Origin of the sequence: Leclercia sp. EC_58 (assembly GCF_019584355.1) — a bacterium.
Taxonomy (GTDB): Bacteria; Pseudomonadota; Gammaproteobacteria; order Enterobacterales; family Enterobacteriaceae; genus Enterobacter.
The window spans coordinates 80,817-101,176 of the sequence record NZ_VDAM01000001.1 but is presented as its reverse complement, the minus strand read 5'-3'; the positions used below and the strand labels follow the sequence as shown (position 1 = coordinate 101,176).

The following is a 20,360-nucleotide window of genomic DNA, read 5'->3' as shown; positions in this document are numbered from 1 at the left end:
GGGAGCGACTAAAAACGGGTAATGCTGCCAACTTACTGATTTAGTGTATGATGGTGATTTTAAGGTGCTTGCGTGGCTTCCATTTCCATCAGATGTCCTTCCTGCTCCGCTACTGAAGGCGTGGTGCGTAGGCAAGGCTGGGACGGAAGTCACTGTCGTTCTCAAAATCGGTGGAGCTGCATGACAAGGTCATCGGGCATTATCTGAACATAAAACACTATCAGTAAGTTGGAGTCATTACCTAAAAACGGGCATCTATTTGTTCAAAGAGTAAAACTGAATTTTTATTTAAATATGAGTTTTTTAATAGTTTATTCACATAAAATTTAAATTTTAAACGGATATAAATACCAAAAAAATCGTATTTGATTTTTTTAAAAGCATGCAATTCTGTGATAATAATCACCAGTCATATTTTTATCTTATTGAATTGCAATGTTTTTTCGGATTTTGTTTTGTTGTAATCATACTGTGAATACAATCGAGACTGCATCAAGAATCTGGTTTTCATTAAACCGAGTAGCATTCACTGTTGTCCTTCGATTTATTCGGGCATCTGGCGAATGGATGTCTTATGTAGAAGATGAGCAGGTGATGCGCCGGGCCGCGCATGCTGTGGCGTCAGCCGATTAGCCTCGCGGCCTACGCATCGGGCGGCAGATAACGACCATGGCAATTGCACTGCACAGTGGAAACACCGCCAACACCAGCCACGGAACGATCGCCCCGGCGGAAGGCGTCAGCGCCCGATCAAGCAGATTACCGAGCAATAAATTTCCCGCCAGCACCGCGCAGCCCCCAGCGGTAGCCAGTGCGCCATAGTGCGCGCCTAAAGTCGATTCACTCGCAAACCACGGCACCACATCTTTGCCCGCCGGTACCAGCAGCATCTGGCCGGTGGTCAGCAGGGTGACAAAACAGGCCGCAGGCAGCAGGCGCAGCCAGCCGGTTGCCGGTTCGGAGGGTGCAAAAAGCGCGACGCTCAGAAACGCGGCGGCGATAAGCAGAAAGCCTACCGGCAGGATCCGCACAGCCCCCACCCGACGGGCAAAACGCGCCAGTGGGAGTTGAAAGAGGATCACCAGCCCCGAGGCCAGCATAAACAGCGGGCCAAGATCTTTCTCGCTGCCGCCAGCACGCTGGATCTCCACCGGGAGCGCCAGATAGAGCTGGTTATAGCTTAACAGCCAGCTGCTCCAGGCGATGATAAACGCCACGAACCGCGGCTGGCGAAAGGTAGTCCACCAGGGAGTGATATGCAGCGGCTGGTTTTTTGCTGAGCCTGAAGGTAAACAGAAGAACAGCACAATCAGCGCCACCACGAAGACCGCGGCCCCGGCCAGCGCCACCTGACGAAAGCCCAGACCAGTGAGCAGCGCACCCGCGACCGGGCCCAGGACTGCCCCCAGTTCGCCGCACACTGCAAAGAGGGCGAACCACTCGGCGCGGCTGCGTTTTCCCTGCGCCTCGCTGCGGGTTCCGGCTTTGGCCAGTAACGCTTCGATGGAAGGGGAAAACAGCGCCCCGCCGATCCCGGTGAGGCACGCCCCGGCGATAATGACCGGCAGACTGTAACCGAAGGCCAGCAGCAGATAGCCCACCACCCGCACAACGCAGCCGCAAAGAATAATGATGCGCGCGCCGTAGCGGTCGGAGAGAGCGCCGCCAACGATAAACATCCCCTGCTGGGAGAAGGTCCGCAGCCCAAGCACCAGCCCGATAACGCCGCCGGAGAGCAGCATATCGTCGCGTAAAAAAATCGCCAGGAAAGGGACGACGGCATAAAAACCGATGTTGAAAACAAACTGGCTGCCCAGTAAGACAGGCGGCCAGAGTTGCTTCGCGGGGCGAATGGATAGCACCTGTTACCTCGCCTCAGACGAGGAAGTGAATATGTTTTTTGCCATGATCGGGGGAGAGCTCAATGCGGGTTTTCACCCGGAATATCTCCCACAGCAGCTCTTCGGTCAGGATCGCCTGCGGCGTACCGCTGGCGACAACGCGCCCTTTCTGCATCACGATCAGCGCATCACAGAACATGGAGGCGTGGTTAAGATCGTGAATGGCGACAATGCTGGTGACCGGCAGCTGGCTAATCAACCGCATCAATTGCATCTGATGATGAATATCCAGGTGGTTGGTGGGCTCATCCAGCAGGATCTCGGTTGGCATTTGCGCCAGCGCCCGGGCGATGTGCACCCGCTGGCGCTCGCCGCCGGAGAGACTCAGCCAGCCCTGCTCGCTGTGATGCAGCATATCCACCGTCTTCAGCGCCTGGTTTACCGTTTCGTCATCCTGCGCCGTCCAGCCGGAGAAAGGGGAGTGGTGCGGAATACGTCCCAGCTTTACCACGTCCCGCACGCGCATGTTGGCGTCGGTCATGCCGTGCTGTTCCACAAAGGCTACCCGCCGGGCGAGCTGCTTTTTCGGGATGCCATTGATGCTTTTGCCATCCAGCGCGACGGTGCCGCTATGGGGGCGGCGTAAACCAGCCAGGATCCGCAGCAGCGAGGATTTGCCTGAGCCGTTTGGCCCCAGCAGGCCGACGGTCTGCCCTTGGGATACTGCCAGCGAGACATTATCGACGATGACCTTTTTACCCACCTTCCAGGTGATATTTTCAGCAGTGATGCTCATCACTTATTCCTTGAACGGTAGATAATCACAGCAAAGAACGGGACGCCCACCAGCGCGGTAACGACGCCGACCGGCAGGCTTTGCGGGGCGATCAGCAGGCGCGAGGCGATATCCGCCAGCACCATCAGGATGGCACCCGCCAGCGCGCTGGCGATAAGCAGCGTGCGGTGCAGCGGACCAAAGAAGAAGCGCATCATGTGTGGCACCACCAGGCCGACAAAGCCGATGGAACCCGCCATGCTGACGATGGTCGCGGTCATCAGTGCGGTAACGATGAACAGGATCAGCCGCACCCAAGGGACGGCGATCCCCAGCGAGGCGGCAGCATCATCGCCAAAGGTGAAGGCGTCGAGCGCCCGGGCGTACCAAAGACAGACAGCCAGACCGACCAGCACCGCGACCAGCACCATCTGGAACTCGGGCCATCTCACGCCGCTAAAGCTGCCCAGCAGCCAGAACATCACGTCGCGCGCCTGCTGGGCGCTGGCTGAGGTGCTGACGGTCCAGGCGGTGATGGCGTTAAACAGCTGCGAGGCGGCCACCCCGGCAAGGATGGTGCGTTCGCTGCCGCCGCGGGCACCGTTCGTCAGCAGGGCCACAAACGCGAAGGCGGTAAACGCGCCAGCGAAGGCCCCGGCGGAAAGTGTCACGGTACCGCTGCCAATACCCAGCACGACCACGGAGACCGCACCGGTTGACGCCCCGGCAGATACCCCCAGGACGTAAGGTTCGGCGAGGGCGTTTTTCAGCAGGCTTTGCAGCACCGCGCCGCAGATAGCCAGACCCGCACCGCAGCAGGCCGCCACCAGCGCCCGGCTCAGACGAAAGTCCCAGATCACGCTCTCATAGATGCGATTGAGCGGCACCTCGGTTAAGCCCATTTTATTGGTAATGGCGTAGAACACGCTCTGCAGGGGGATCGACAGCTCCCCCACGCTGACGCCAAAAGCGATAACCAGCAGCAGCGCGACCACCGCCAGGAAACCCGAAGCTGGCAACAGCCAGTTCAGGCGGGTCTGTTGTACCACTGCGGTCATTAATTCAGTTCCATTTTTCTGAGCTGTTCACCAGTCTGCTCCGCGCCGTAGAGGGTGCGGATGGTCGGGTTCATCGCCTGGCCGTCCATCACCACGATGTGGCCTTTTTTCACCGCATCGAGCTGGCTGACGGCGGGATCGCTTTTCAGGAATTTGATTTTTTCCTCGGCGTTATCCAGCGCCCAGCGGTTACGGTCGAGGCTGGAGACCACGATCACGTCCGGGTTGGCCGCGATAATGCTCTCCCAGCCGACGGTCGGCCATTCCGTTTCAGAGGTGATGGCGTTGTGGCCACCCAGCACGTTAGCGATAAAGCCGGAGGCGCTGTTTTTGCCGCCGACGTAGGCGTCAGAAGAGGGGGAGGAGCTGGAGAACCAGAAGACGAATGAGAGGTCTTTTTTGTTTTTGCTGAATTCAGCCCGCAGGTCGGCTTCACGCTTTTTAAAATCGGCAATTAACGCCTGGCCGCGATCTTCGACGTTAAAGATTTTGGCGAAATCTTCGATCTCTTTATACAGGAAGGTCATATCCCACAGCTTCTGGCGGCTGCCGTACATATCGCCCACATCTTTTTTGGTGGCGCACATGCCCGGCGACATGTAGCTGTTCACGCCGACGGTAGCCAGATCTTCGCGTTTGGCGACTTTACTCTCTGGCCCCAGCAGCAGCGGCAGCTGGGCCGGAACGAAGTCCGGATTTTGCGCAAGGATAGACTCCAGGGTGGGGATCTCGACGGTCAGCAATTTAACTTTTTCATTCTTTTCAGCGAGTTCAGGCAGCACTTTGGTCGGCCAGAAGGCGCTGGCGGCAACCTTATCCTGCAGGCCCAGCAGTAGGAGAATTTCTACGGTGTTCTGGCCCAGTGCGACCACGCGCTCCGGTGCTTTGGTGAAAGTCTCTTTATAGCCGCAGTTCTCGATCGTCAGAGGGTAGGTGGTTGCAAAAGCAGAACCGGCTGTCGCGATCAGCAAGCCTAATGCACTGATGATCTTTTTCATGAAACGCTATCCTTCATTAATTTATTGATGACAGCCCGGGAGCATGGCTGAGAATGAATATCATTTTTATTGTGGCGGGGTTTTATACAATGATATATTCATGGTGTCAATGAACGATAATAACGTTATGAAATTATTGAATTTAAGAGGGGATTTGTAGGCCGGGCAAGCGTAGCGCCGCCCGGCGAAGGGGGATTAATCTAAATCTGCACCGTTGCTGGCAATCACTTTCTTGTACCACCAGAACGATTTTTTGCGTTTGCGTTCAAGGGTACCGTTGCCCGCATCATCACGATCAACATAGATAAAGCCGTAGCGCTTGCTCATCTCGCCGGTGGAGGCGGCCACCAGATCGATACAGCCCCAGCTGGTGTAGCCGATCAGCGGAATGCCATCTTCTATGGCGTCGCCCATCGCGCGAATATGCTCCCGCAGGTAGCTGATGCGGTAGTCGTCGTTAATCTCACCGTTGGCATCAATCTCATCTTTCGCACCGAGGCCGTTCTCCACCAGGAAGAGCGGCTTCTGGTAGCGGTCGTACATCATGTTCATGGTGATACGCAGGCCCAGCGGGTCGATGCCCCAGCCCCATTCGCTGACTTCAATATGCGGGTTACGCAGGGATTTCACGATATTGGCCGCGCTGGTGTTGTTGGCATTCATATCCCCCGAGGCGCAGCGCGAGGCGTAATAGCTGAACGACACAAAATCGACGGTGTTTGTCAGCAGTGCGTCATCGCCCGGATCTTTGACAATCACCACCCCCTTTTCGCGGAATAGGCGAGCAGAGTAGGCCGGGTAGCGGCCGCGGGCCTGGACGTCGATAAAGAACAGGTTCTCACGATCTTTTTCTAATGCCGTCCACACATCTTCCGGTTTACAGGAGTAGGGGTAGAAGTTACCGCCCGCCAGCATGCAGCCCACCTGGTTTTGCGGGTTCACCTCATGGGCAATTTTGGTTGCCAGCGCACTGGCGACCAGCTCATGGTGGGCGGCCTGATACTTCACCTGATCCTCGTTTTCGCCTTCCTCAAACACCAGCCCGGCACCGGAGAAGGGGCTGTGCAGCATGATGTTGATCTCGTTGAAGGTGAGCCAGTATTTCACCAGCCCGTTAAATTCTTCGAAGCAGGTGCGGGCGTAGCGGGCAAAGAAATCGACCATCTTGCGGTTGCGCCAGGAGCCATACTCGGTCACCAGATGCATCGGCACGTCAAAGTGGCAGAGGGTCACCAGTGGTTCGATATTGTACTTTTTGCACTCCTCGAACACCGCCCGGTAAAAGGCAATCCCTTCTTTATTAGGCAGCGGCTCGTCGCCGTTCGGATAGAGACGGCTCCAGGCAATGGAGGTACGGAATACCGTGAAGCCCATCTCGGCCATTAAGGCGATATCTTCTTTATAGCGATGGTAAAAATCGATCGCGTCGTGGCTGGGATAGAACTCGTCGTCACGCAGCGAAAAGCGTTTTTCCTTGCCGACTTTCACCGCCAGGCGGTTTGCGCCGTGGGGGATCATATCGACGGTAGTCAGGCCCTTGCCGCCTTCGCGGTATGCGCCTTCGCTCTGGTTAGCGGCCAGTGCGCCGCCCCATAAAAATCCTTGTGGAAAAACTGACATTCTTACCTCGCTATAAATTTATGCTTGTGCTGCTTTGGCCTGAACCGGTGCGGATTGCAGCGCGCGCGCTTTTTCTGCTTCATCTTCTACCGGGATATCTTCAAAGCCCAGAATCAGGGTCAGCACGAAAGAGAGCACCACGGCCAGGGCCATTACCCCGAATACCCAGACGATGGACATCGGGTTGGCCGGGTCGAAGAACTGGACGCTGGTAAACAGGCCCGGTGCCGCCATCGAGTGGCTGGCCAGCCCTGCAATCCCGGCGACGGCGCCGCAGATAAAGCCGCTGATCAGGCTGGCAATTAAAGGACGTTTCAGGCGCACCGCCACGCCGTAGAGCGCCGGTTCAGAGATCCCGGCCATGATGGCTGAGGCTGCCGCCGCCAGCGCGGTCTGGCGCAGTTCCGGGTTTTTGGTTTTCCACGCCACCGCCAGCGATGAACCGCCGAGGGAGAGGTTGGCGCCGATTTCTGACGGCATCACCATCCCCTCTTTCCCCGTTTCAGCAATGGTCTGAATGATGGTAGGCGTAAAGACGCGGTGCATCCCGGTCATCACCAGCAGCGGCCACAGCGCGCCCATGATGGCGACGGAGAGCCAGCCCAGATAGCCGTGAATGGTGTAAACCAGCGCGGAGATGCCGCTACCGATCCAGATCCCCAGCGGCCCAATCAGGACGATGGCGAGCGGGGCGGCAATCAGCACGATCAGCATTGGCTTGAGGAAGTTTTTCGTCACCGCCGGGGTGATTTTGTCCACCCAGCGTTCGATATAGGACAGGCACCAGGTCATCACCAGCGCCGGGATCACCGTATAGGTATATTTCACCGCGGTCACCGGCACAAACGCGAACTCAACGTGCTCGCCCTGCGCCGCTTTCGCCATCAGCTCAATAAAGCTCGGATGCACCAGCACGCCCGCAATGGCGATCGCCAGCGACATGTTGGTCTTGAATTTCACTGCCGCAGAGGCGGCTACCATCAGCGGCAGGAAGAAGAACGCGCCGTCGCCGATTACGGTCAGGATCGTCAGCGTCGGATCGCCTTTGGTCAGCACGCCGGTCATCTCGAGGATCATCGCCAGCAGCTTGACCATTGAACCGCCGATGATCGCCGGGATCAGCGGTGACATGGTGCCGATCAGGGCATCAAGGATGCCCGCGCCAATGCGTTTCAGGGTCAGCTTTTGCGGCCCCTGGGGTGCGGCAGGCTGCATGTCGGCGGGCAGCAGGTTGACCACCTCGCGGTACGCCTGGGAAACGGTATTGCCGATGATCACCTGGCACTGGTTGTCGTTGCGCACGACGCCCAGCACGCCGCTGATGCTTTTCAGCGTCGCGCTGTCGATCAGGCTTTCGTCTTTTGCCACGAAGCGCAGTCGGGTCATACAGTGGGTGACCGCGACGATATTCTCTTTGCCGCCGAGCGCGCTGACAACGGCATTCGCCAGCGCAGCATAATTTTTGGCCATCGGGTTGTATCCTGTTTTATCAGTAAGGTACGTCTTCATCGGGGTGAGCGATGAAACTTATATAGGAAACCGGTTCCACAAAATCATGAAGAGTTTCCTGGGATCTAACAAGATCGCGTTTTAGCCATTTTTTAAATTCGTGATGGCGATCACCTGACGTGATAAAAAGCGTGTGACAGACGCTGCGACAATTTTCACGTGGTGCAGTACACTGCCGCTCACGGGATTAAGACGGAACAGATGCATGACCACGATGCTGGAAGTGGCGAAGCGGGCAGGGGTCTCGAAGGCGACGGTTTCCCGGGTGCTTTCGGGCAATGGCTACGTGAGCCAGGAGACAAAAGACAAGGTTTTTCAGGCGATTGAAGAGAGCGGGTATCGGCCTAATTTACTGGCGCGTAACCTGGCGACCAAAAGCACGCAAACCCTTGGGCTGGTGGTGACCAACACCCTCTACCACGGGGTCTATTTCAGCGAGCTGCTGTTCCATGCCGCCAGAATGACCGAAGAGAAGGGACGTCAGCTGATCCTCGCCGACGGTAAGCACAGCGCCGATGAAGAGCGCGAGGCGATTCAGTACCTGCTGGATATGCGCTGCGATGCGATCATCATCTACCCGCGTTTTCTCAGCGTTGATGAGATGGACGAGATCATCCAGAAACACGCCCAGCCGGTGATCGTGCTCAACCGACGCCTGCGTAAAAACAGCAGCCACTGCGTCTGGTCAGATCATAAAGCCTCCAGCCAGGCGGCGGTATCGACCCTTATCGAGCAGGGCCACCGCGATATCGCGTTTATCACCGGATCGCTCGATTCCCCCACCGGGATCGAACGCCTTTCGGGCTACAAAGAGGCCCTTGCTGCGCACCGTATTCCGCTACGCGAGTCGCTGATTGTCGAGGGTAAATGGCACCCGGCCAGCGGCGCGGCAGGGGTGGCGACGCTGCTGGCGCGCGGCGAGCATTTTACCGCGCTGGTGGCGAGTAACGACGATATGGCGATCGGCGCTATCAAGCAACTCCACGACAGCGGGGTCGCCGTGCCGGAGGCGGTGTCGGTGGTGGGTTTTGATGACATTGCGATGGCGCCCTACGTGGTACCGGCCCTCTCCAGCGTGCGCGTCCCGGTGACAGAGATGGTAAAAGAGACCATCAGCCGCCTGATCTTTATGCTTGATGGTGGGGACTTCACCTTCCGGCAGACCTTTGCCGGAGAGTTGATGCTGCGTGATTCCGTCATCCCCGGCCCGCACCGCTGATCACAATATGGCCGCCGGAGGCAGCCAGGCGCGGGTAAAATCGAGCCAGCCGCCCGCGGTCAGCACCATATCCTGCACGTTTTCCAGGGCGTTGATCCGGTAGCGGTAGTGGAACAGCGGCGTGCAGCGGCCCTCCGCCAGCAGGCGCTGGAAAAAGGGCGTCAGGTGCGCGTTAAAACGCGCTTCGCTGTCGCTGTACTGCATCAGCTGCTGTTTCTCTTGCTGCCAGCGATCCTCTCCCAGCGCCGTAGCCCAGGCCGGTTCATAGATAAACCACTCCGCCAGCGTAAACCCGGTCATCCCGGTCGCCAGGTGATCTCCCAGCAGCAGATCGGCACCCGCCAGCGTATCGGGGGCATACCAGCCATCGCGATCTTTCCAGTCGGTGTGTAGCTCGCAGCCGCGCTGTTGCAGCTGAATCCGCCACATCCCGGCCAGTTCACGCAGTTCCGGCGTGTTGTAGCACACCAGCGTCAGGCGCGTTGGCAGCGTGATGTCGGGCCGGGCGGGCAGGTCGGGAACCTGTAATCCGGGAAGAATTTCGGTGTGCGTCTGCAGATCTTCACGCCGGGCAAAGCACTCTTCATTCAGAATGCGTAAGCTCTGGCGCAGATACGCAGCAAGCGCGGCGGGCAGCGTCGCATTCACCATCAGCCAGGCGAAACCGCCGCTGGTGGAGGTGACCGCTTCCTGCCGGGTGTTACCTTTTCCTACCGTTATCCATGCCGCTTTATCGGTCGCCATGCCGGTCCGCCAGAACTCAATAGCATGCAGCAACGGATGGGCACCAAAGTACCACGGCTGGCGTTCAAGGCGCAGAAAATGGGAGTGGTGGCGGGCAATAGTGAAAGGCCCGGCGCCCACGTCTGGCTGACGGGGATGCGGCAGCCGACAGACCGGATGGGCGAGACGATGCGCCAGCAGAGCGTCCGGCGCATGCAGATAAACCGCCAGACACCACGGGGCGGCAAGGGTCACCGCGTCGATATGCAGTAACCCGCTGTTGCGGGCCGGATCGCTTAGTAGCTGCTGCACCGCGCTCAAAATATCGTCATCGCTTACCGGCTGGCCGTTATGCCAGTGCGCGCCGCTGCGCAGGTAAAAATGCCAGCGCAGGCCGTCGTCAGAACAGGCCCAGTGGTGCGCCAGGTCGGCCACCGGCTGCGCCTTGCCCGGTTCATAACGGGTTAAACCGGCGTGTACCGCGCAGATAATATGCTGTTCGGCGCGCCGTCGATGCAGCGCCGGATGCAGGGACGTGAGCGGACGATACCAGGGAATGCGCAGCGTCGGCTGGTGCTTGAGCCATTTACCGCCAAGGAACGGGGTGATGATGTGGTGCAGACTGGCCGGATCGCCGTCCGCCAGCTGTAGCGCGCTCTGATAATCCCCTTTCTCCAGACAGGCATGCATCAGCGGGGCGCTGAGTTCGCTGGTGGTTACCAGGCAGTGCAGCGTAGCGCGATGCCCGCGCCCCGGCTGCGCCTTCCAGCTTAGCCAGCCGCTTTCAGCAAGCTGGCGGAGCAGCGTGCGCGCGTGGCGTTCGCTGCAGAGCGCCACCTCGGCGACCTCGGTGATGGTGGTGAGCTGCGGCGTTGAGCCGTAATGGGCTGAGAGGCGTTGATACTGGCGGATTTTCTGAAGCTGGCGCATGGCGACATCCCTGACGAAGGCATTGCGAAGAGTGTAGGGCTTTTTGCGCGATTATAACTGTTTTGCCGGGTGCGGTTTGTTATGCCGGGTGGCGCTTCGCTTACCCGGCCTACGTATCGGGTGCGGTTTGATTTGCCAGGCAATCAGCGTTTACTGACCGGCATCATCAGTTCGCGTAGCCGTTCAATACGCGCTTCCGGGCTGAGATAGAGCCAGCGAAATAAAATACGTTCATGCTTCCTGACCTGTCTGAACCAGGCGGCAAGCCAGTTTATTTCTTGGGTGAAGTTTGCCATTTGTCGTCTCCGGTGAAGGAATACCGCAACAGAGTAGGCCGGAAAAGAGGATTAAAACAGGACGCGGTTTTACAGCTGTTCCGCATTAAAAAAGCCCCGGGGCACCGGGGCTGCGAAAGGCAAAATCGGACAAGCATACAACGAGTAGAGCAAGAGTTTGAGGGTTAAACGGGTAATGCTTTCAGCAGGGCAAAGGCCTCCTTCATCCGATCTTCACTGACCACAAAGGCGCGCAGATTGCCCTCGTTGTCGGCCCCTTTCGCCACCATCCCCTGGGCTTCGATGGCGATCTGCCAGTTCAAATCCTGGCGCTGGGTTTCGCCTGCCAGGTGCAGCGGCAGTTCCGGGGTTTTGACCTTCACCAGCATCGCAGGCAGTTTCAGTGGCGTACTGGCCCCGAGCAGATTCTTCGCCAGATACATGGCGCTTAACTGGATCGGCTGCAGGAACGGCAGTACCTGACCATTAATTTCGGCGCAGTCACCCAGAGCATAAATATCGGGCTGAGTGGTTTGCAGATAGCTGTCGACCTTCACGCCGCGAGCTGTTTCTGCACCGGCCCGCTGTGCCAGCCCGATCTCCGGGCGCAGGCCGGTGGCGGCAATCACCACATCGACCTCAATGCAGCGATCCCGATCCAGCAGGGCGCAGATCCCGGTATCGGTTTGCGTCAGGCTTTGCAGCTGGGATTTCAGCAGCAGATGCACCCCCATATCGGTCAGCCGGTGTTGTAAGCGACTGCTCACTTCGGCGGGCATCAGCGCTGACAGAATGCTGGCGGAATGGTCAACCAGGGTGACCTCTTTCCCGGCCCGGCAAAAATCCATCGCCAGTTCGCTGCCGATAAGACCCGCGCCAACAATCATCACCCGTCGGGCGTCACGCAACGTGCTTTCGCAGGCGCGGTATTCCGTCTGGCTGTTGAGGGTCAGCATCAGCTCGCGGCCTGCAACCGGCGGCACGAAGGCCGAGGCTCCGGTTGCCAGCACCAGTTTGTCATAGGACCACTGCTTGTCTTTTCCTTTGACCACGTGGGCGGCGGCGTCGATGTCGGTGACCCAGGTGTAAGGAAACAGGCGCAGGTTAAACTGTTCGGCAAACTCTCCCGCCGTCTGGCGGGTGAGGTCGTCGGCCTGCTGACTCTGGCTGATAACGTGGCTCAGGTCTGGCTTGTTGTACTCATCCATGCTGTCAGCTGCAATAAGCGTCAGCGGGACGTTCGCATCCTGTTTACGGATGTTTTTCACCAGCTGGCGGGCGGCGAAGCCCGAGCCGATGATGACGATACCGTGGCTCATTTTGCCTCCGATGCCAGTTCTTCAAATACATCTTTACCAAGGGAACATTCCGGGCAGAGGAAGTTGTCCGGCACGTCGCTCCACGGGGTTCCTGGCGCGACGTCCTGCAGCGGCTCGCCAAGGGTTGGATCGTAGATCCACTGGCAGACGCTGCACTGCATGCAGGGGCCGAGGTCGGCGGTGGACTCTTCGACGCTGGCGCTTTCTTCCACCTGAGCGGCAGGTTTCACGCTGGCTTCCGGCAGCGGAGCGAGCGCCCACTGACGGGCAATATCGCGGCCATGCTGACGGCAGACTTCCAGCGCATCGAGATCCGGGCGCCATTTCGCCTTCAGGCTCATCGACATTTCAAAGCCCGCATCCTGCAAACGGGTGGAGAGACGGTCTACCGCGCCGCCGCTCCAGCCGTGAGAGCCGAAGGCGCTGGCACGTTTGTTACGGAAGCGCAGGCCGGTCATCTCTTCCACCAGGCCGGCAATTTTCGGCATCATCACGTTGTTCATGGTGGAGGTGCCCACCAGCACGCCTTTTGAGCGGAAGACGTTCGTGAGAATTTCGTTTTTATCGCTGCGGGCGACGTTAAAGATCTTCACCGCCACGTTCGGGTCAACTTCATTGATGCCCTGGGCGATGGCGTCGGCCATCATGCGGGTGTTGTTGGACATGGTGTCGTAGAAAATGGTGATGCGGTCTTCCTGATAGTCCGCCGCCCATTTCAGGTACAGCTCGACGATCTGGGTGGGGTTATCACGCCATACCACACCGTGGGAGGTGGCAATCATATCCACCGGCAGGTTAAAGCCGAGGATCTCGGTAATCTTTGGCGTCACCAGACGGCTGAACGGGGTGAGGATGTTGGCGTAGTAGCGCTGGCACTGCTCAAACAGCTCGGCCTGATCCACTTCGTCATTGAACAGACGTTCGTCGCAGTAGTGCTGGCCGAAGGCGTCATTACTGAACAGCACCGCGTCGCCGGTCATGTAGGTCATCATGCTGTCCGGCCAGTGCAGCATCGGGGTTTCCACGAAGATCAGCTGTTTGCCGTTGCCGATATCCAGTGAGTCACCGGTTTTCACCACGTTGAAGTTCCACTCCGGATGGTGGTGATGGCCGGTGATAGAGTCGATGGCGTTGGCGGTGCAGTAGATAGGGGTGTCCGGGATGCAGGACATCAGCTCGGTCAGCGCCCCGGCGTGGTCCTCTTCCGCATGGTTAATGATGATGTAGTCAATATCGGCCAGATCAATTTCACTGCGCAGGTTCTGCACAAATTCGCGGCTGAATTTATGATCGACGGTATCGATCAGGACGTTTTTCTCTTCCCGGATGAGATAGCTGTTATAGCTGCTACCGCGCAGCGTCTTGTACTCCGTTCCGTGAAAATCACGTACTTCCCAGTCACGTTGACCAACCCAATGAATATTGTTTTTAACCAGAATAGACATAGCAACCTCAACTTAATACAGCGCAATTAAATGAAAGATGTCATGTCTATTGCAGGGGGCGTGCCAACTTTTTAATTCTTTGATTTATAATGGTTTTAAAAATAACGGCACTTCCATGGTAGTCAATTTGACTGTGTCTGCTATAGTCAATATGACACTGCGTATTGTCAAAATGACAACGAGGCGACAATGAGTTTTTCTGTAGAGGTGCTGGCGAAAATCGCCATTGAATTGCAGAGCGGGATCGGCCATCAGGATCGCTTTCAGCGGCTGATCTCCACCCTGCGCCACGTGCTGGAGTGCGATGCGTCGGCGCTGCTGCGCTACGAAGGGCGGCAGTTTATCCCGCTGGCCATCGACGGGCTGGCGCAGGATGTGCTGGGGCGGCGCTTCACCCTTGAAGGCCACCCGCGGCTGGAGACCATCGCCCGCGCCGGGGATGTGGTGCGCTTCCCGGCCGACAGCGACCTGCCCGATCCCTACGACGGGTTGATCCCCGGCCAGGAGAGCCTGAAGGTACACGCCTGTATCGGCCTGCCGCTGTTTGCCGGGCAGAACCTGATTGGCGCGTTGACCCTCGACGGCATGTCGCCGGACCAGTTCGATACCTTTAGCGACGAGGAGCTGAGGCTGATTGCCGCCCTGGCCGCCGGGGCGCTGAATAATGCCCTGCTGATTGAGCAGCTCGAGAGCCAGAACACCCTCTCCACCCGCCCGACGGGGTTTGAGCAGGTACAAAGCACCGAGATGATTGGCCTCTCGCCGGGCATGGTGAGCCTGAAAAAAGAGATTGAGATTGTCGCTGCCTCCGACCTGAACGTGCTGATCGAAGGGGAGACCGGCACCGGTAAAGAGCTGGTGGCAAAAGCCATTCATCAGGCTTCTCCCCGGGCGGTGAATCCGCTGGTCTATCTCAACTGCGCCGCGCTGCCGGAAAGCGTGGCGGAGAGCGAGCTCTTTGGTCACGTCAAAGGGGCGTTTACCGGGGCCATCAGCAACCGCAGCGGTAAGTTTGAGATGGCCGATAACGGCACGCTGTTCCTGGATGAGATTGGGGAGCTGTCGCTGGCATTGCAGGCCAAGCTGCTGCGCGTGTTGCAGTATGGCGATATCCAGCGGGTGGGTGACGACCGCAGCCTGCGGGTCGACGTGCGGGTGCTGGCCGCCACCAACCGCGATCTGCGCGAAGAGGTGTTAGCCGGGAATTTCCGCGCCGATCTGTACCACCGCCTGAGTGTGTTTCCGCTTTCGGTGCCGCCGCTGCGCGAGCGTGGCGAAGATGTGGTACTGCTGGCAGGCTATTTCTGTGAACAGTGCCGGTTGCGGATGGGGTTATCCCGGGTGGTGCTAAGCCCCGGCGCCCGGGCGCATCTGCTGAGCTACGCCTGGCCGGGTAACGTGCGCGAACTGGAACATGCCATTCACCGGGCGGTAGTACTGGCCCGGGCGGCGCGGGCAGGGGATGAAGTGGTGATCCACGCGCAGCACTTTGCCCTGCATGATGAGAGCACGCCGGTGGTAACGCCGGAGACGCCGCGCGTTGAGAATCAGAACCTGCGTGAGGCGACGGAGGCGTTTCAGCGCCAGATGATCGTCCGGGCGTTGGAGCAGAACAGCCGCAACTGGGCGGCGAGCGCGAGGGCGCTGGAGACCGACGTCGCCAACCTGCACCGGCTGGCGAAACGTCTAGGTCTTAAGGGTTAGAGAATGCCTGCCTGGTAGAAATCCTGGAGGTTGATGGCACCGCAGAGGCGGCCATGGCTATCCACCACCGGCGCGGCGGTGATTTTGCGCTTCATCAAAAGCTCTTTGGCTTCAATGGCGCGGCTGTCGGCATTCAGCGTCAGGCCACCGGCGGTCATGGCGTTGCTGACGGTAATCTCCAGTTTGCCGCCGCTCACCAGCCAGCGGCGCAGGTCGCCGTCGGTGAAGACCCCTTTCACCTGCTGGTCATCATCGCAGACCGCCACCAGCCCCAGCCCGGTACGGCTCAGCTCCAGCATCGCGTCCATCACGCTGGTATTCAGTTTGACCTGCGGGATGGCCTCGTCGGTGCGCATCAGGTGGTGCACCTTATTCAGCAAACGTGCCCCCAGGGCGCCTGCCGGGTGAGAGCGGGCAAAATCTTCTTCATTAAAGCCGCGGGCCTGCATCACCGCCATCGCCAGCGCATCGCCCATCATCAGGGTGTTGACGGTGCTGGAGGTCGGGGCGAGGTGCATCGGGCAGGCTTCGCGCTCCACCGAAATATCCAGCGTGGCGTTGGCCGCCAGCGCCAGCGGCGAGCGGGACTTGCCGGTCATCGCCAGCAGCGCCACCGATTTTTCCTGCAAACGCGGGAGGATCAAATCCAGCTCTTTTGCCGAGCCGGAGTAGGAGATAAACAGCAGCACATCGCGGCTCTCAATCATCCCCAGATCGCCGTGCAGCGCCTCAGCAGGATGGACAAAGAAGGCCGGGGTGCCGGTGCTGGCAAGGGTCGCGGCAATCTTCTTGCCGATGTGTCCGGATTTGCCGATGCCCGAGACGATCACCTTCCCGTCGCAGTGAATAATGGTATTGGCTGCGCGAACAAAATCCTCCCCCAGACGGTCCGGCAGGCGGCTGGCCTCCTGCAGTTCCAGCATCAGGGTCTGGCGACCCGCGTTTAACAGAAAATCACTCATCACGCTCTCCGGTTACAATCACGTCGATTCCTTTCTCTTCCAGCGCTTTTTTGAACGCCGGATCGATGCCCGCGTCGGTAATCAGCTTATCGACGCTCTCCAGGCTACAGACAATATTCGGGCTTTTACGGCCAAACTTTGACGAGTCCGCCATCAGGATCACCTCCCTGGCGGCATTGCACATCGCTTTACTGACGCTGAACACTTCGTTGAAGGTGGTGACGCCCGCGTTGAGATCGATGCCGTCGGTGCCCATAAACAGGCGGTCGAAGCTGAAATGGTCGAAGGCGTTCTCCGCCAGCTGGCCGTGAAACGAGGCCGATTTTTTGCGGAAGGTGCCGCCGGGCATCAGGATGGTTTGTTCGTTGTCGAATTCGGACAGGGCGTTGACGATATGCAGGCTGTTGGTCATCACCGTGATGTTATTAAAGCGGCTCAGCATTGGCACCATCTGCAGAACCGTGCTGCCCGCATCGAGGATGATGGAGTCGCCGTCATGGATAAATTTTACCGCGGCGTCAGCGATTAACGCTTTTTGATGGGTGTTGATGAGCGTTTTGTGATCGATAGGCGGGTCGGCCTCGTCTTTATTCAGTACCACGCCGCCATAGGTACGGATCACCGCCCCGGCGTTTTCCAGGATCACCAGATCCTTGCGGATTGTGGTGCCGGTGGTATCAAAGTAGTGGGCCAGATCCTCAACCGAACATTTTCCCTGTTTTTGCAAATGGTCGAGTATGGCCGCCTGCCGCTGGCGGGGTTTCATAGGCGTTGAGTTCCTTAGGTTGCGAAATGATAATTTCGCAAGCTTATAACGTTCACAACGAAATTATCCATGTTTCAATTTAAGCGCTAATGATAGTGCATCCTGACAGAGCGAATCATTGGGAAAGATCACATCGGGCTCTAATTCCTGCAACGCGGTGCCGTTAATCGCTGCAATTTTCACCGGTCGGGCAAAGACCGTCAGCCCACGCATCATCAAGGAGTCACAGACTCGGTGGTTATCATCCAGCGCAATGGCGACAATCACCCGCGGCTTAAAGCGACCGCCGGAGCGGCCCACGCCCACGCGCCCTTTCTGGCAAAGGGCGTCGAAGGCGCGGTTAAAACGATGGATTTGCCAGCCGCCGAGTGCCAGCTGGCACAGCCAGGCGATAACGGCGACGGTAATCAGGGTGGTGACCATGTTTAGCTCCTGTGCTATTGCCGGGCAGCGCTACGCTTGCCCGGCCGACGGTTCGGGGTTTGTAGGCCCGGTAAGCGAAGCGCCACCGGGCATTTAGGCTCAATCAGAACATCACCTGTCCACCGGTGACATTAATCGACTGCCCGGTGCAGTAAGAGGCTTTCGGGCTGGCATAAAACAGCAGCATATTCAGCACGTCCTGATAGTCGCAGCCGCGCTTCAGCGGCACTTTATCGATGTAGTATTGCTCCACCTGATCCTCGTTAATGCCAAGTTTGGTGGCGTACTGCGGCAGCAGGGACTGGAACATCGGCGATTTCAGCAGGTTGCCGAGCATCAGCGAATGTACGGTAATGCCATATTCCGCCAGATCCAGCGCCAGGGACTGCGTCAGCCCCACGCCGCCGAACTTGGCCGCGCTGTAGCCGGAGTTGTGCTTGCTGCCCACCTTGCCGGATTTGGAGTTGATCTGAATGATGCGCCCGGCAATGCCGTCGCGGATCATCAGGCGCGAGAACTCCCGGGCGCAGAGGAAATAGCCCACCAGGTTCACCTGCAATGAACGGTCGAAATCCCCCAGCTCCACATCGCTGATGAACGCCGCTTTGGCGATCCCGGCGCTATAAACCAGCAGATCGGTGCGGCCAAAAATCTCGTCCACGCCGCGGGCGAGAGCCAGTACGCTCTGCTCGCTGGTGGCGTCGGCACCAAATCCCCAGGCCATCCCGTTACCAAATTCGGTGTTGATGGCGTCCGCCACGCGGGCGGCCTTTTCACTCTGGATATCGACTACCGCCACGCGGTAACCCTCTGCGGCAAGCCCACGGCAGAGGAACTCCCCTAAGGTTTGTCCTCCACCAATGACAACGGCAACCTGACTCATATTTCTCTCCTTAATTACGCAACAAATTTTAATGTGCAGCCTGGGGTAACAGCCTGCGGAACCGGGCCCGCCACGTGAACCGTGCCGGGGTACTCCGCCTGGGGCTGACCGTCGAAACGCAGGGTGATGTGGCCCAGCTCGCGCAGGTTTTGTTCGGCCACGTCGCCCACAGCGGTGACGGCATAGCGCGTTTCGCCCAGCTCCAGCTGGCTTCCGGCCTTCAGCTCGCCATTGAGCTCGCCGTGGCAGTGGATAAAACAGAACTCTTCGATATCCGCCGGGGCCCCCTCACGAAAGGTGATCAGCATCTGGTCGCTGAGCGCATCCGGGGCGCTCTGGCCGATGCGGGTAATGGTGGTCTGGTAAATCACGGTCATCAGTAATTCCTCTTATTGATAAATAAAGCCGGAGACGAACCAGGCGATCAGTACGGTTGGCGCGCCGGTCAGGAAGCGGCTTACCAGCACCGAAGGGACGCCGACGCGCACGGTCTCCTGGCGCGCTTCAGCCAGCGACAGCCCCACCGGAATAAAGTCACAGGCGGCCTGGGCATTAATGGCGAACAGCGCGGGCAGGGCGAGGTACGGGGGAATATTGCCCAGCCCAATCTGCACGCCAATCAACACGCCAATAACCTGGGCGATGACCGCGCCGGGGCCGAGAAACGGCGACAGCAGCGGGAAGGAGCAGATCAGCGCCAGGGTCACCAGCCCGAGCGGATGGCTGGCCAGCGGAGCCAGGCCGTGGGCGATCCAGTCCCCCAGACCGGAGGCCATGATGATGCCGATCAGCGCCGAGACGAAGGCCATGAACGGCAGGATGGTTTTCAGCACCGTATCGATGGTGTCGCGCCCGGACTGGAACAGGACCGCAACCGCAGAGCCCATTCCCATCCCGACTTTTGCCAGCAGGCCGTCGCTCTGCTCAGTGATCTTCTTGCTGGTGTCATATTCGCGCGGCGCGTGCTTTTTCACCGGCGCAGCCCCGTCTACCAGCGTGATGTTCTCTTCTTTTACGCCTGAGACGTAAATGTCCTCCACGATATGCTGCGCCAGCGGGCCGGATTTCCCCGTCGAATGAATATTGACGGTGGGAATGCGCCGTTTCGGGTAGATGCCGCAGCGCAGGGTGCCGCCGCAGTCGATCACCGCCACGCCGATCTCTGCTTCCGGCGGCTCGCCCTCTTTAAAGCCGTCCACCGCTTCCCAGCCGGTGAGTTCGCGAAGCTTGTCGACGATAGCCGGGCGGGTGCCCGCGGTGATATAGACGATCTTTTTGCCTTCGGTAGCGTCGAACTCCAGCGGGCCGCCCCAGCCACCCGTGCCTTTTTCAATGCGGATCCGGCTCATGCTGTAGCTCCCTTAAGCTGGACGTTCTGTTCAAGCTGAATGCCCATTTTCTTTTCGAAAATGGCGGTAGTGAGATCGGTCACCCAGCCGCGGAAGAAGTTAGTCACCAGGCCGACCAGCAGGTAGCTCACCGCCAGCGGGCCGAGCGGCAGGCCGAGGGTGGTCAGGCCGCTCGCAATCCCCAGATAGACAAACAGCTCGCCGGGGTTGATGTGCGGAAACAGACCGTTCATGGAGTGGCAGCTGTAGGACGCCGCCGCGTAGTAGCTCGGCTTGTAGCGCTCGGGCATAAAGCGCCCGAGGCTCAGGGTCATGGGGTTACAAAACACAAAAGTGCCGATGCAGGGCAGCAGCAGATAGCGGGAGATGGGATTACCCGCGCAGCGCTGGGCCAGCTTTTCAATCCGTTGCTGGCCAATAAAGTTGATCAGCGCATTCATGATCACCAGCAGGCTGATCAGCAGCGGCAGAATGCCGGTGACCATGCTGGTGAAGACCTCGCCACCTTTTTGGAACAGCCCGATAAACCACTCGGCGCCGTGGGTGATGGTTTCTATCATT

At 58.6% G+C, this 20,360-nt stretch carries 19 protein-coding genes and 2 pseudogenes; 4 read left to right on the top strand and 17 right to left on the bottom strand.

Annotated elements, in window-relative coordinates; translation table 11 throughout:
- Window positions 1-72 precede the first annotated feature (72 nt).
- Window positions 73-138, top strand: a pseudogene (locus tag FHC51_RS23180) (IS1 family transposase); the annotation flags it as partial.
- Window positions 132-227: pseudogene (locus FHC51_RS00515) on the top strand (IS1 family transposase); the annotation flags it as partial. The pseudogenes FHC51_RS23180 and FHC51_RS00515, both read left to right, overlap by 7 nt.
- 402 nt (window positions 228-629) lie before the next feature.
- On the opposite strand, the gene FHC51_RS00510 reads toward FHC51_RS00515, so the two are convergent.
- The 6 genes from FHC51_RS00510 to ascF form a co-directional block, all read right to left on the bottom strand.
- Window positions 630-1,862 (bottom strand): MFS transporter, encoded by a 1,233-nt coding sequence (locus FHC51_RS00510; RefSeq protein WP_220434672.1) that lies wholly within the window; start codon window positions 1,860-1,862, stop codon window positions 630-632.
- Window positions 1,863-1,875: 13 nt separating this feature from the next.
- Complete coding sequence (locus FHC51_RS00505; protein ID WP_220434671.1) at window positions 1,876-2,637, bottom strand: ABC transporter ATP-binding protein; 762 nt, start codon at window positions 2,635-2,637, stop codon at window positions 1,876-1,878.
- Window positions 2,637-3,674: an iron ABC transporter permease gene (locus FHC51_RS00500; RefSeq protein WP_103822681.1), complete on the bottom strand. Its 1,038-nt coding sequence runs from the start codon at window positions 3,672-3,674 to the stop codon at window positions 2,637-2,639. The genes FHC51_RS00505 and FHC51_RS00500 overlap by 1 nt, the downstream gene beginning before the upstream one ends.
- Window positions 3,674-4,672, bottom strand: a complete 999-nt coding sequence (locus FHC51_RS00495) for an ABC transporter substrate-binding protein (RefSeq protein ID WP_220434670.1) — start codon at window positions 4,670-4,672, stop codon at window positions 3,674-3,676. Before FHC51_RS00495 ends, FHC51_RS00500 begins: the two co-directional genes overlap by 1 nt.
- Before the next feature lie 195 nt (window positions 4,673-4,867).
- Complete coding sequence (locus tag FHC51_RS00490) at window positions 4,868-6,292, bottom strand: 6-phospho-beta-glucosidase (protein WP_220434669.1); 1,425 nt, start codon at window positions 6,290-6,292, stop codon at window positions 4,868-4,870.
- Between the two features lie 18 nt (window positions 6,293-6,310).
- A complete protein-coding gene (gene ascF / locus FHC51_RS00485) occupies window positions 6,311-7,762 on the bottom strand; it encodes a PTS cellobiose/arbutin/salicin transporter subunit IIBC (protein ID WP_220434668.1) in 1,452 nt (483 codons plus the stop codon).
- Between the two features lie 244 nt (window positions 7,763-8,006).
- Between ascF and FHC51_RS00480 the strand changes: the two genes are divergently transcribed.
- Complete coding sequence (locus FHC51_RS00480; RefSeq protein ID WP_114385870.1) at window positions 8,007-9,020, top strand: LacI family DNA-binding transcriptional regulator; 1,014 nt, start codon at window positions 8,007-8,009, stop codon at window positions 9,018-9,020.
- Here the strand turns inward: FHC51_RS00480 and FHC51_RS00475 are convergent, their stop codons facing one another.
- From FHC51_RS00475 to norV, 4 genes are all read right to left on the bottom strand, one after another.
- Complete coding sequence (locus FHC51_RS00475) at window positions 9,021-10,673, bottom strand: SgrR family transcriptional regulator (RefSeq protein WP_220434667.1); 1,653 nt, start codon at window positions 10,671-10,673, stop codon at window positions 9,021-9,023.
- Window positions 10,674-10,816: 143 nt separating this feature from the next.
- The gene (locus FHC51_RS00470) at window positions 10,817-10,969 is read right to left on the bottom strand and encodes a hypothetical protein (RefSeq protein WP_168194452.1); all 153 of its coding nucleotides are present in this window, start codon (window positions 10,967-10,969) and stop codon (window positions 10,817-10,819) included.
- A gap of 164 nt (window positions 10,970-11,133) precedes the next feature.
- Window positions 11,134-12,267, bottom strand: coding sequence for an NADH:flavorubredoxin reductase NorW (gene norW, locus FHC51_RS00465; RefSeq protein ID WP_220434666.1), 1,134 nt, complete (start codon window positions 12,265-12,267; stop codon window positions 11,134-11,136).
- Window positions 12,264-13,712 (bottom strand): anaerobic nitric oxide reductase flavorubredoxin, encoded by a 1,449-nt coding sequence (norV, locus tag FHC51_RS00460; RefSeq protein WP_220434665.1) that lies wholly within the window; start codon window positions 13,710-13,712, stop codon window positions 12,264-12,266. The genes norW and norV overlap by 4 nt, the downstream gene beginning before the upstream one ends.
- 189 nt (window positions 13,713-13,901) lie before the next feature.
- Here norV and norR point away from each other — a divergent pair, with 189 nt between their 5' ends.
- Window positions 13,902-15,416, top strand: coding sequence for a nitric oxide reductase transcriptional regulator NorR (gene norR / locus FHC51_RS00455; protein WP_103822673.1), 1,515 nt, complete (start codon window positions 13,902-13,904; stop codon window positions 15,414-15,416).
- Here the strand turns inward: norR and gutQ are convergent.
- The 7 genes from gutQ to srlA all read right to left on the bottom strand — a co-directional run bounded on the left by gutQ (window position 15,413) and on the right by srlA (window position 20,359).
- Window positions 15,413-16,378: an arabinose-5-phosphate isomerase GutQ gene (gene gutQ / locus FHC51_RS00450; protein WP_220434664.1), complete on the bottom strand. Its 966-nt coding sequence runs from the start codon at window positions 16,376-16,378 to the stop codon at window positions 15,413-15,415. The two genes, norR and gutQ, sit on opposite strands and share 4 nt — an antisense overlap.
- Window positions 16,371-17,144: a DNA-binding transcriptional repressor gene (locus tag FHC51_RS00445; protein ID WP_103180889.1), complete on the bottom strand. Its 774-nt coding sequence runs from the start codon at window positions 17,142-17,144 to the stop codon at window positions 16,371-16,373. Before FHC51_RS00445 ends, gutQ begins: the two co-directional genes overlap by 8 nt.
- Before the next feature lie 63 nt (window positions 17,145-17,207).
- Window positions 17,208-17,567, bottom strand: coding sequence for a transcriptional regulator GutM (gutM, locus tag FHC51_RS00440; RefSeq protein ID WP_103180888.1), 360 nt, complete (start codon window positions 17,565-17,567; stop codon window positions 17,208-17,210).
- Window positions 17,568-17,670: 103 nt separating this feature from the next.
- Window positions 17,671-18,450 (bottom strand): sorbitol-6-phosphate dehydrogenase, encoded by a 780-nt coding sequence (srlD, locus tag FHC51_RS00435; protein ID WP_103180887.1) that lies wholly within the window; start codon window positions 18,448-18,450, stop codon window positions 17,671-17,673.
- 14 nt (window positions 18,451-18,464) lie between these two features.
- The gene (srlB, locus tag FHC51_RS00430; RefSeq protein WP_103822671.1) at window positions 18,465-18,827 is read right to left on the bottom strand and encodes a PTS glucitol/sorbitol transporter subunit IIA; all 363 of its coding nucleotides are present in this window, start codon (window positions 18,825-18,827) and stop codon (window positions 18,465-18,467) included.
- Between the two features lie 12 nt (window positions 18,828-18,839).
- Window positions 18,840-19,799 carry a PTS glucitol/sorbitol transporter subunit IIB gene (locus FHC51_RS00425; RefSeq protein ID WP_220434663.1) on the bottom strand — a complete coding sequence of 320 codons (960 nt, stop codon included), beginning with the start codon at window positions 19,797-19,799 and terminating at the stop codon, window positions 18,840-18,842.
- Window positions 19,796-20,359 (bottom strand): PTS glucitol/sorbitol transporter subunit IIC, encoded by a 564-nt coding sequence (gene srlA, locus FHC51_RS00420; RefSeq protein ID WP_103822669.1) that lies wholly within the window; start codon window positions 20,357-20,359, stop codon window positions 19,796-19,798. Before srlA ends, FHC51_RS00425 begins: the two co-directional genes overlap by 4 nt.
- Window position 20,360: the final 1 nt, after the last annotated feature.

What these genes read in the sequence shown, in the direction of transcription:
- gutQ (WP_220434664.1), bottom strand. Translation starts at nt 16,378, where the DNA reads ATGAGTGATTTTCTGTTAAACGCGGGTCGCCAGACCCTGATGCTGGAA.
- gutM (WP_103180888.1), bottom strand. Translation starts at nt 17,567, where the DNA reads ATGGTCACCACCCTGATTACCGTCGCCGTTATCGCCTGGCTGTGCCAG.
- srlA (WP_103822669.1), bottom strand. Translation starts at nt 20,359, where the DNA reads ATGATAGAAACCATCACCCACGGCGCCGAGTGGTTTATCGGGCTGTTC.
- ascF (WP_220434668.1), bottom strand. Translation starts at nt 7,762, where the DNA reads ATGGCCAAAAATTATGCTGCGCTGGCGAATGCCGTTGTCAGCGCGCTC.
- FHC51_RS00500 (WP_103822681.1), bottom strand. Translation starts at nt 3,674, where the DNA reads ATGACCGCAGTGGTACAACAGACCCGCCTGAACTGGCTGTTGCCAGCT.
- srlB (WP_103822671.1), bottom strand. Translation starts at nt 18,827, where the DNA reads ATGACCGTGATTTACCAGACCACCATTACCCGCATCGGCCAGAGCGCC.
- norR (WP_103822673.1), top strand. Translation starts at nt 13,902, where the DNA reads ATGAGTTTTTCTGTAGAGGTGCTGGCGAAAATCGCCATTGAATTGCAG.
- FHC51_RS00505 (WP_220434671.1), bottom strand. Translation starts at nt 2,637, where the DNA reads ATGAGCATCACTGCTGAAAATATCACCTGGAAGGTGGGTAAAAAGGTC.
- FHC51_RS00445 (WP_103180889.1), bottom strand. Translation starts at nt 17,144, where the DNA reads ATGAAACCCCGCCAGCGGCAGGCGGCCATACTCGACCATTTGCAAAAA.
- FHC51_RS00470 (WP_168194452.1), bottom strand. Translation starts at nt 10,969, where the DNA reads ATGGCAAACTTCACCCAAGAAATAAACTGGCTTGCCGCCTGGTTCAGA.
- norW (WP_220434666.1), bottom strand. Translation starts at nt 12,267, where the DNA reads ATGAGCCACGGTATCGTCATCATCGGCTCGGGCTTCGCCGCCCGCCAG.
- FHC51_RS00490 (WP_220434669.1), bottom strand. Translation starts at nt 6,292, where the DNA reads ATGTCAGTTTTTCCACAAGGATTTTTATGGGGCGGCGCACTGGCCGCT.
- FHC51_RS00480 (WP_114385870.1), top strand. Translation starts at nt 8,007, where the DNA reads ATGACCACGATGCTGGAAGTGGCGAAGCGGGCAGGGGTCTCGAAGGCG.
- FHC51_RS00495 (WP_220434670.1), bottom strand. Translation starts at nt 4,672, where the DNA reads ATGAAAAAGATCATCAGTGCATTAGGCTTGCTGATCGCGACAGCCGGT.
- FHC51_RS00475 (WP_220434667.1), bottom strand. Translation starts at nt 10,673, where the DNA reads ATGCGCCAGCTTCAGAAAATCCGCCAGTATCAACGCCTCTCAGCCCAT.
- norV (WP_220434665.1), bottom strand. Translation starts at nt 13,712, where the DNA reads ATGTCTATTCTGGTTAAAAACAATATTCATTGGGTTGGTCAACGTGAC.
- srlD (WP_103180887.1), bottom strand. Translation starts at nt 18,450, where the DNA reads ATGAGTCAGGTTGCCGTTGTCATTGGTGGAGGACAAACCTTAGGGGAG.
- FHC51_RS00425 (WP_220434663.1), bottom strand. Translation starts at nt 19,799, where the DNA reads ATGAGCCGGATCCGCATTGAAAAAGGCACGGGTGGCTGGGGCGGCCCG.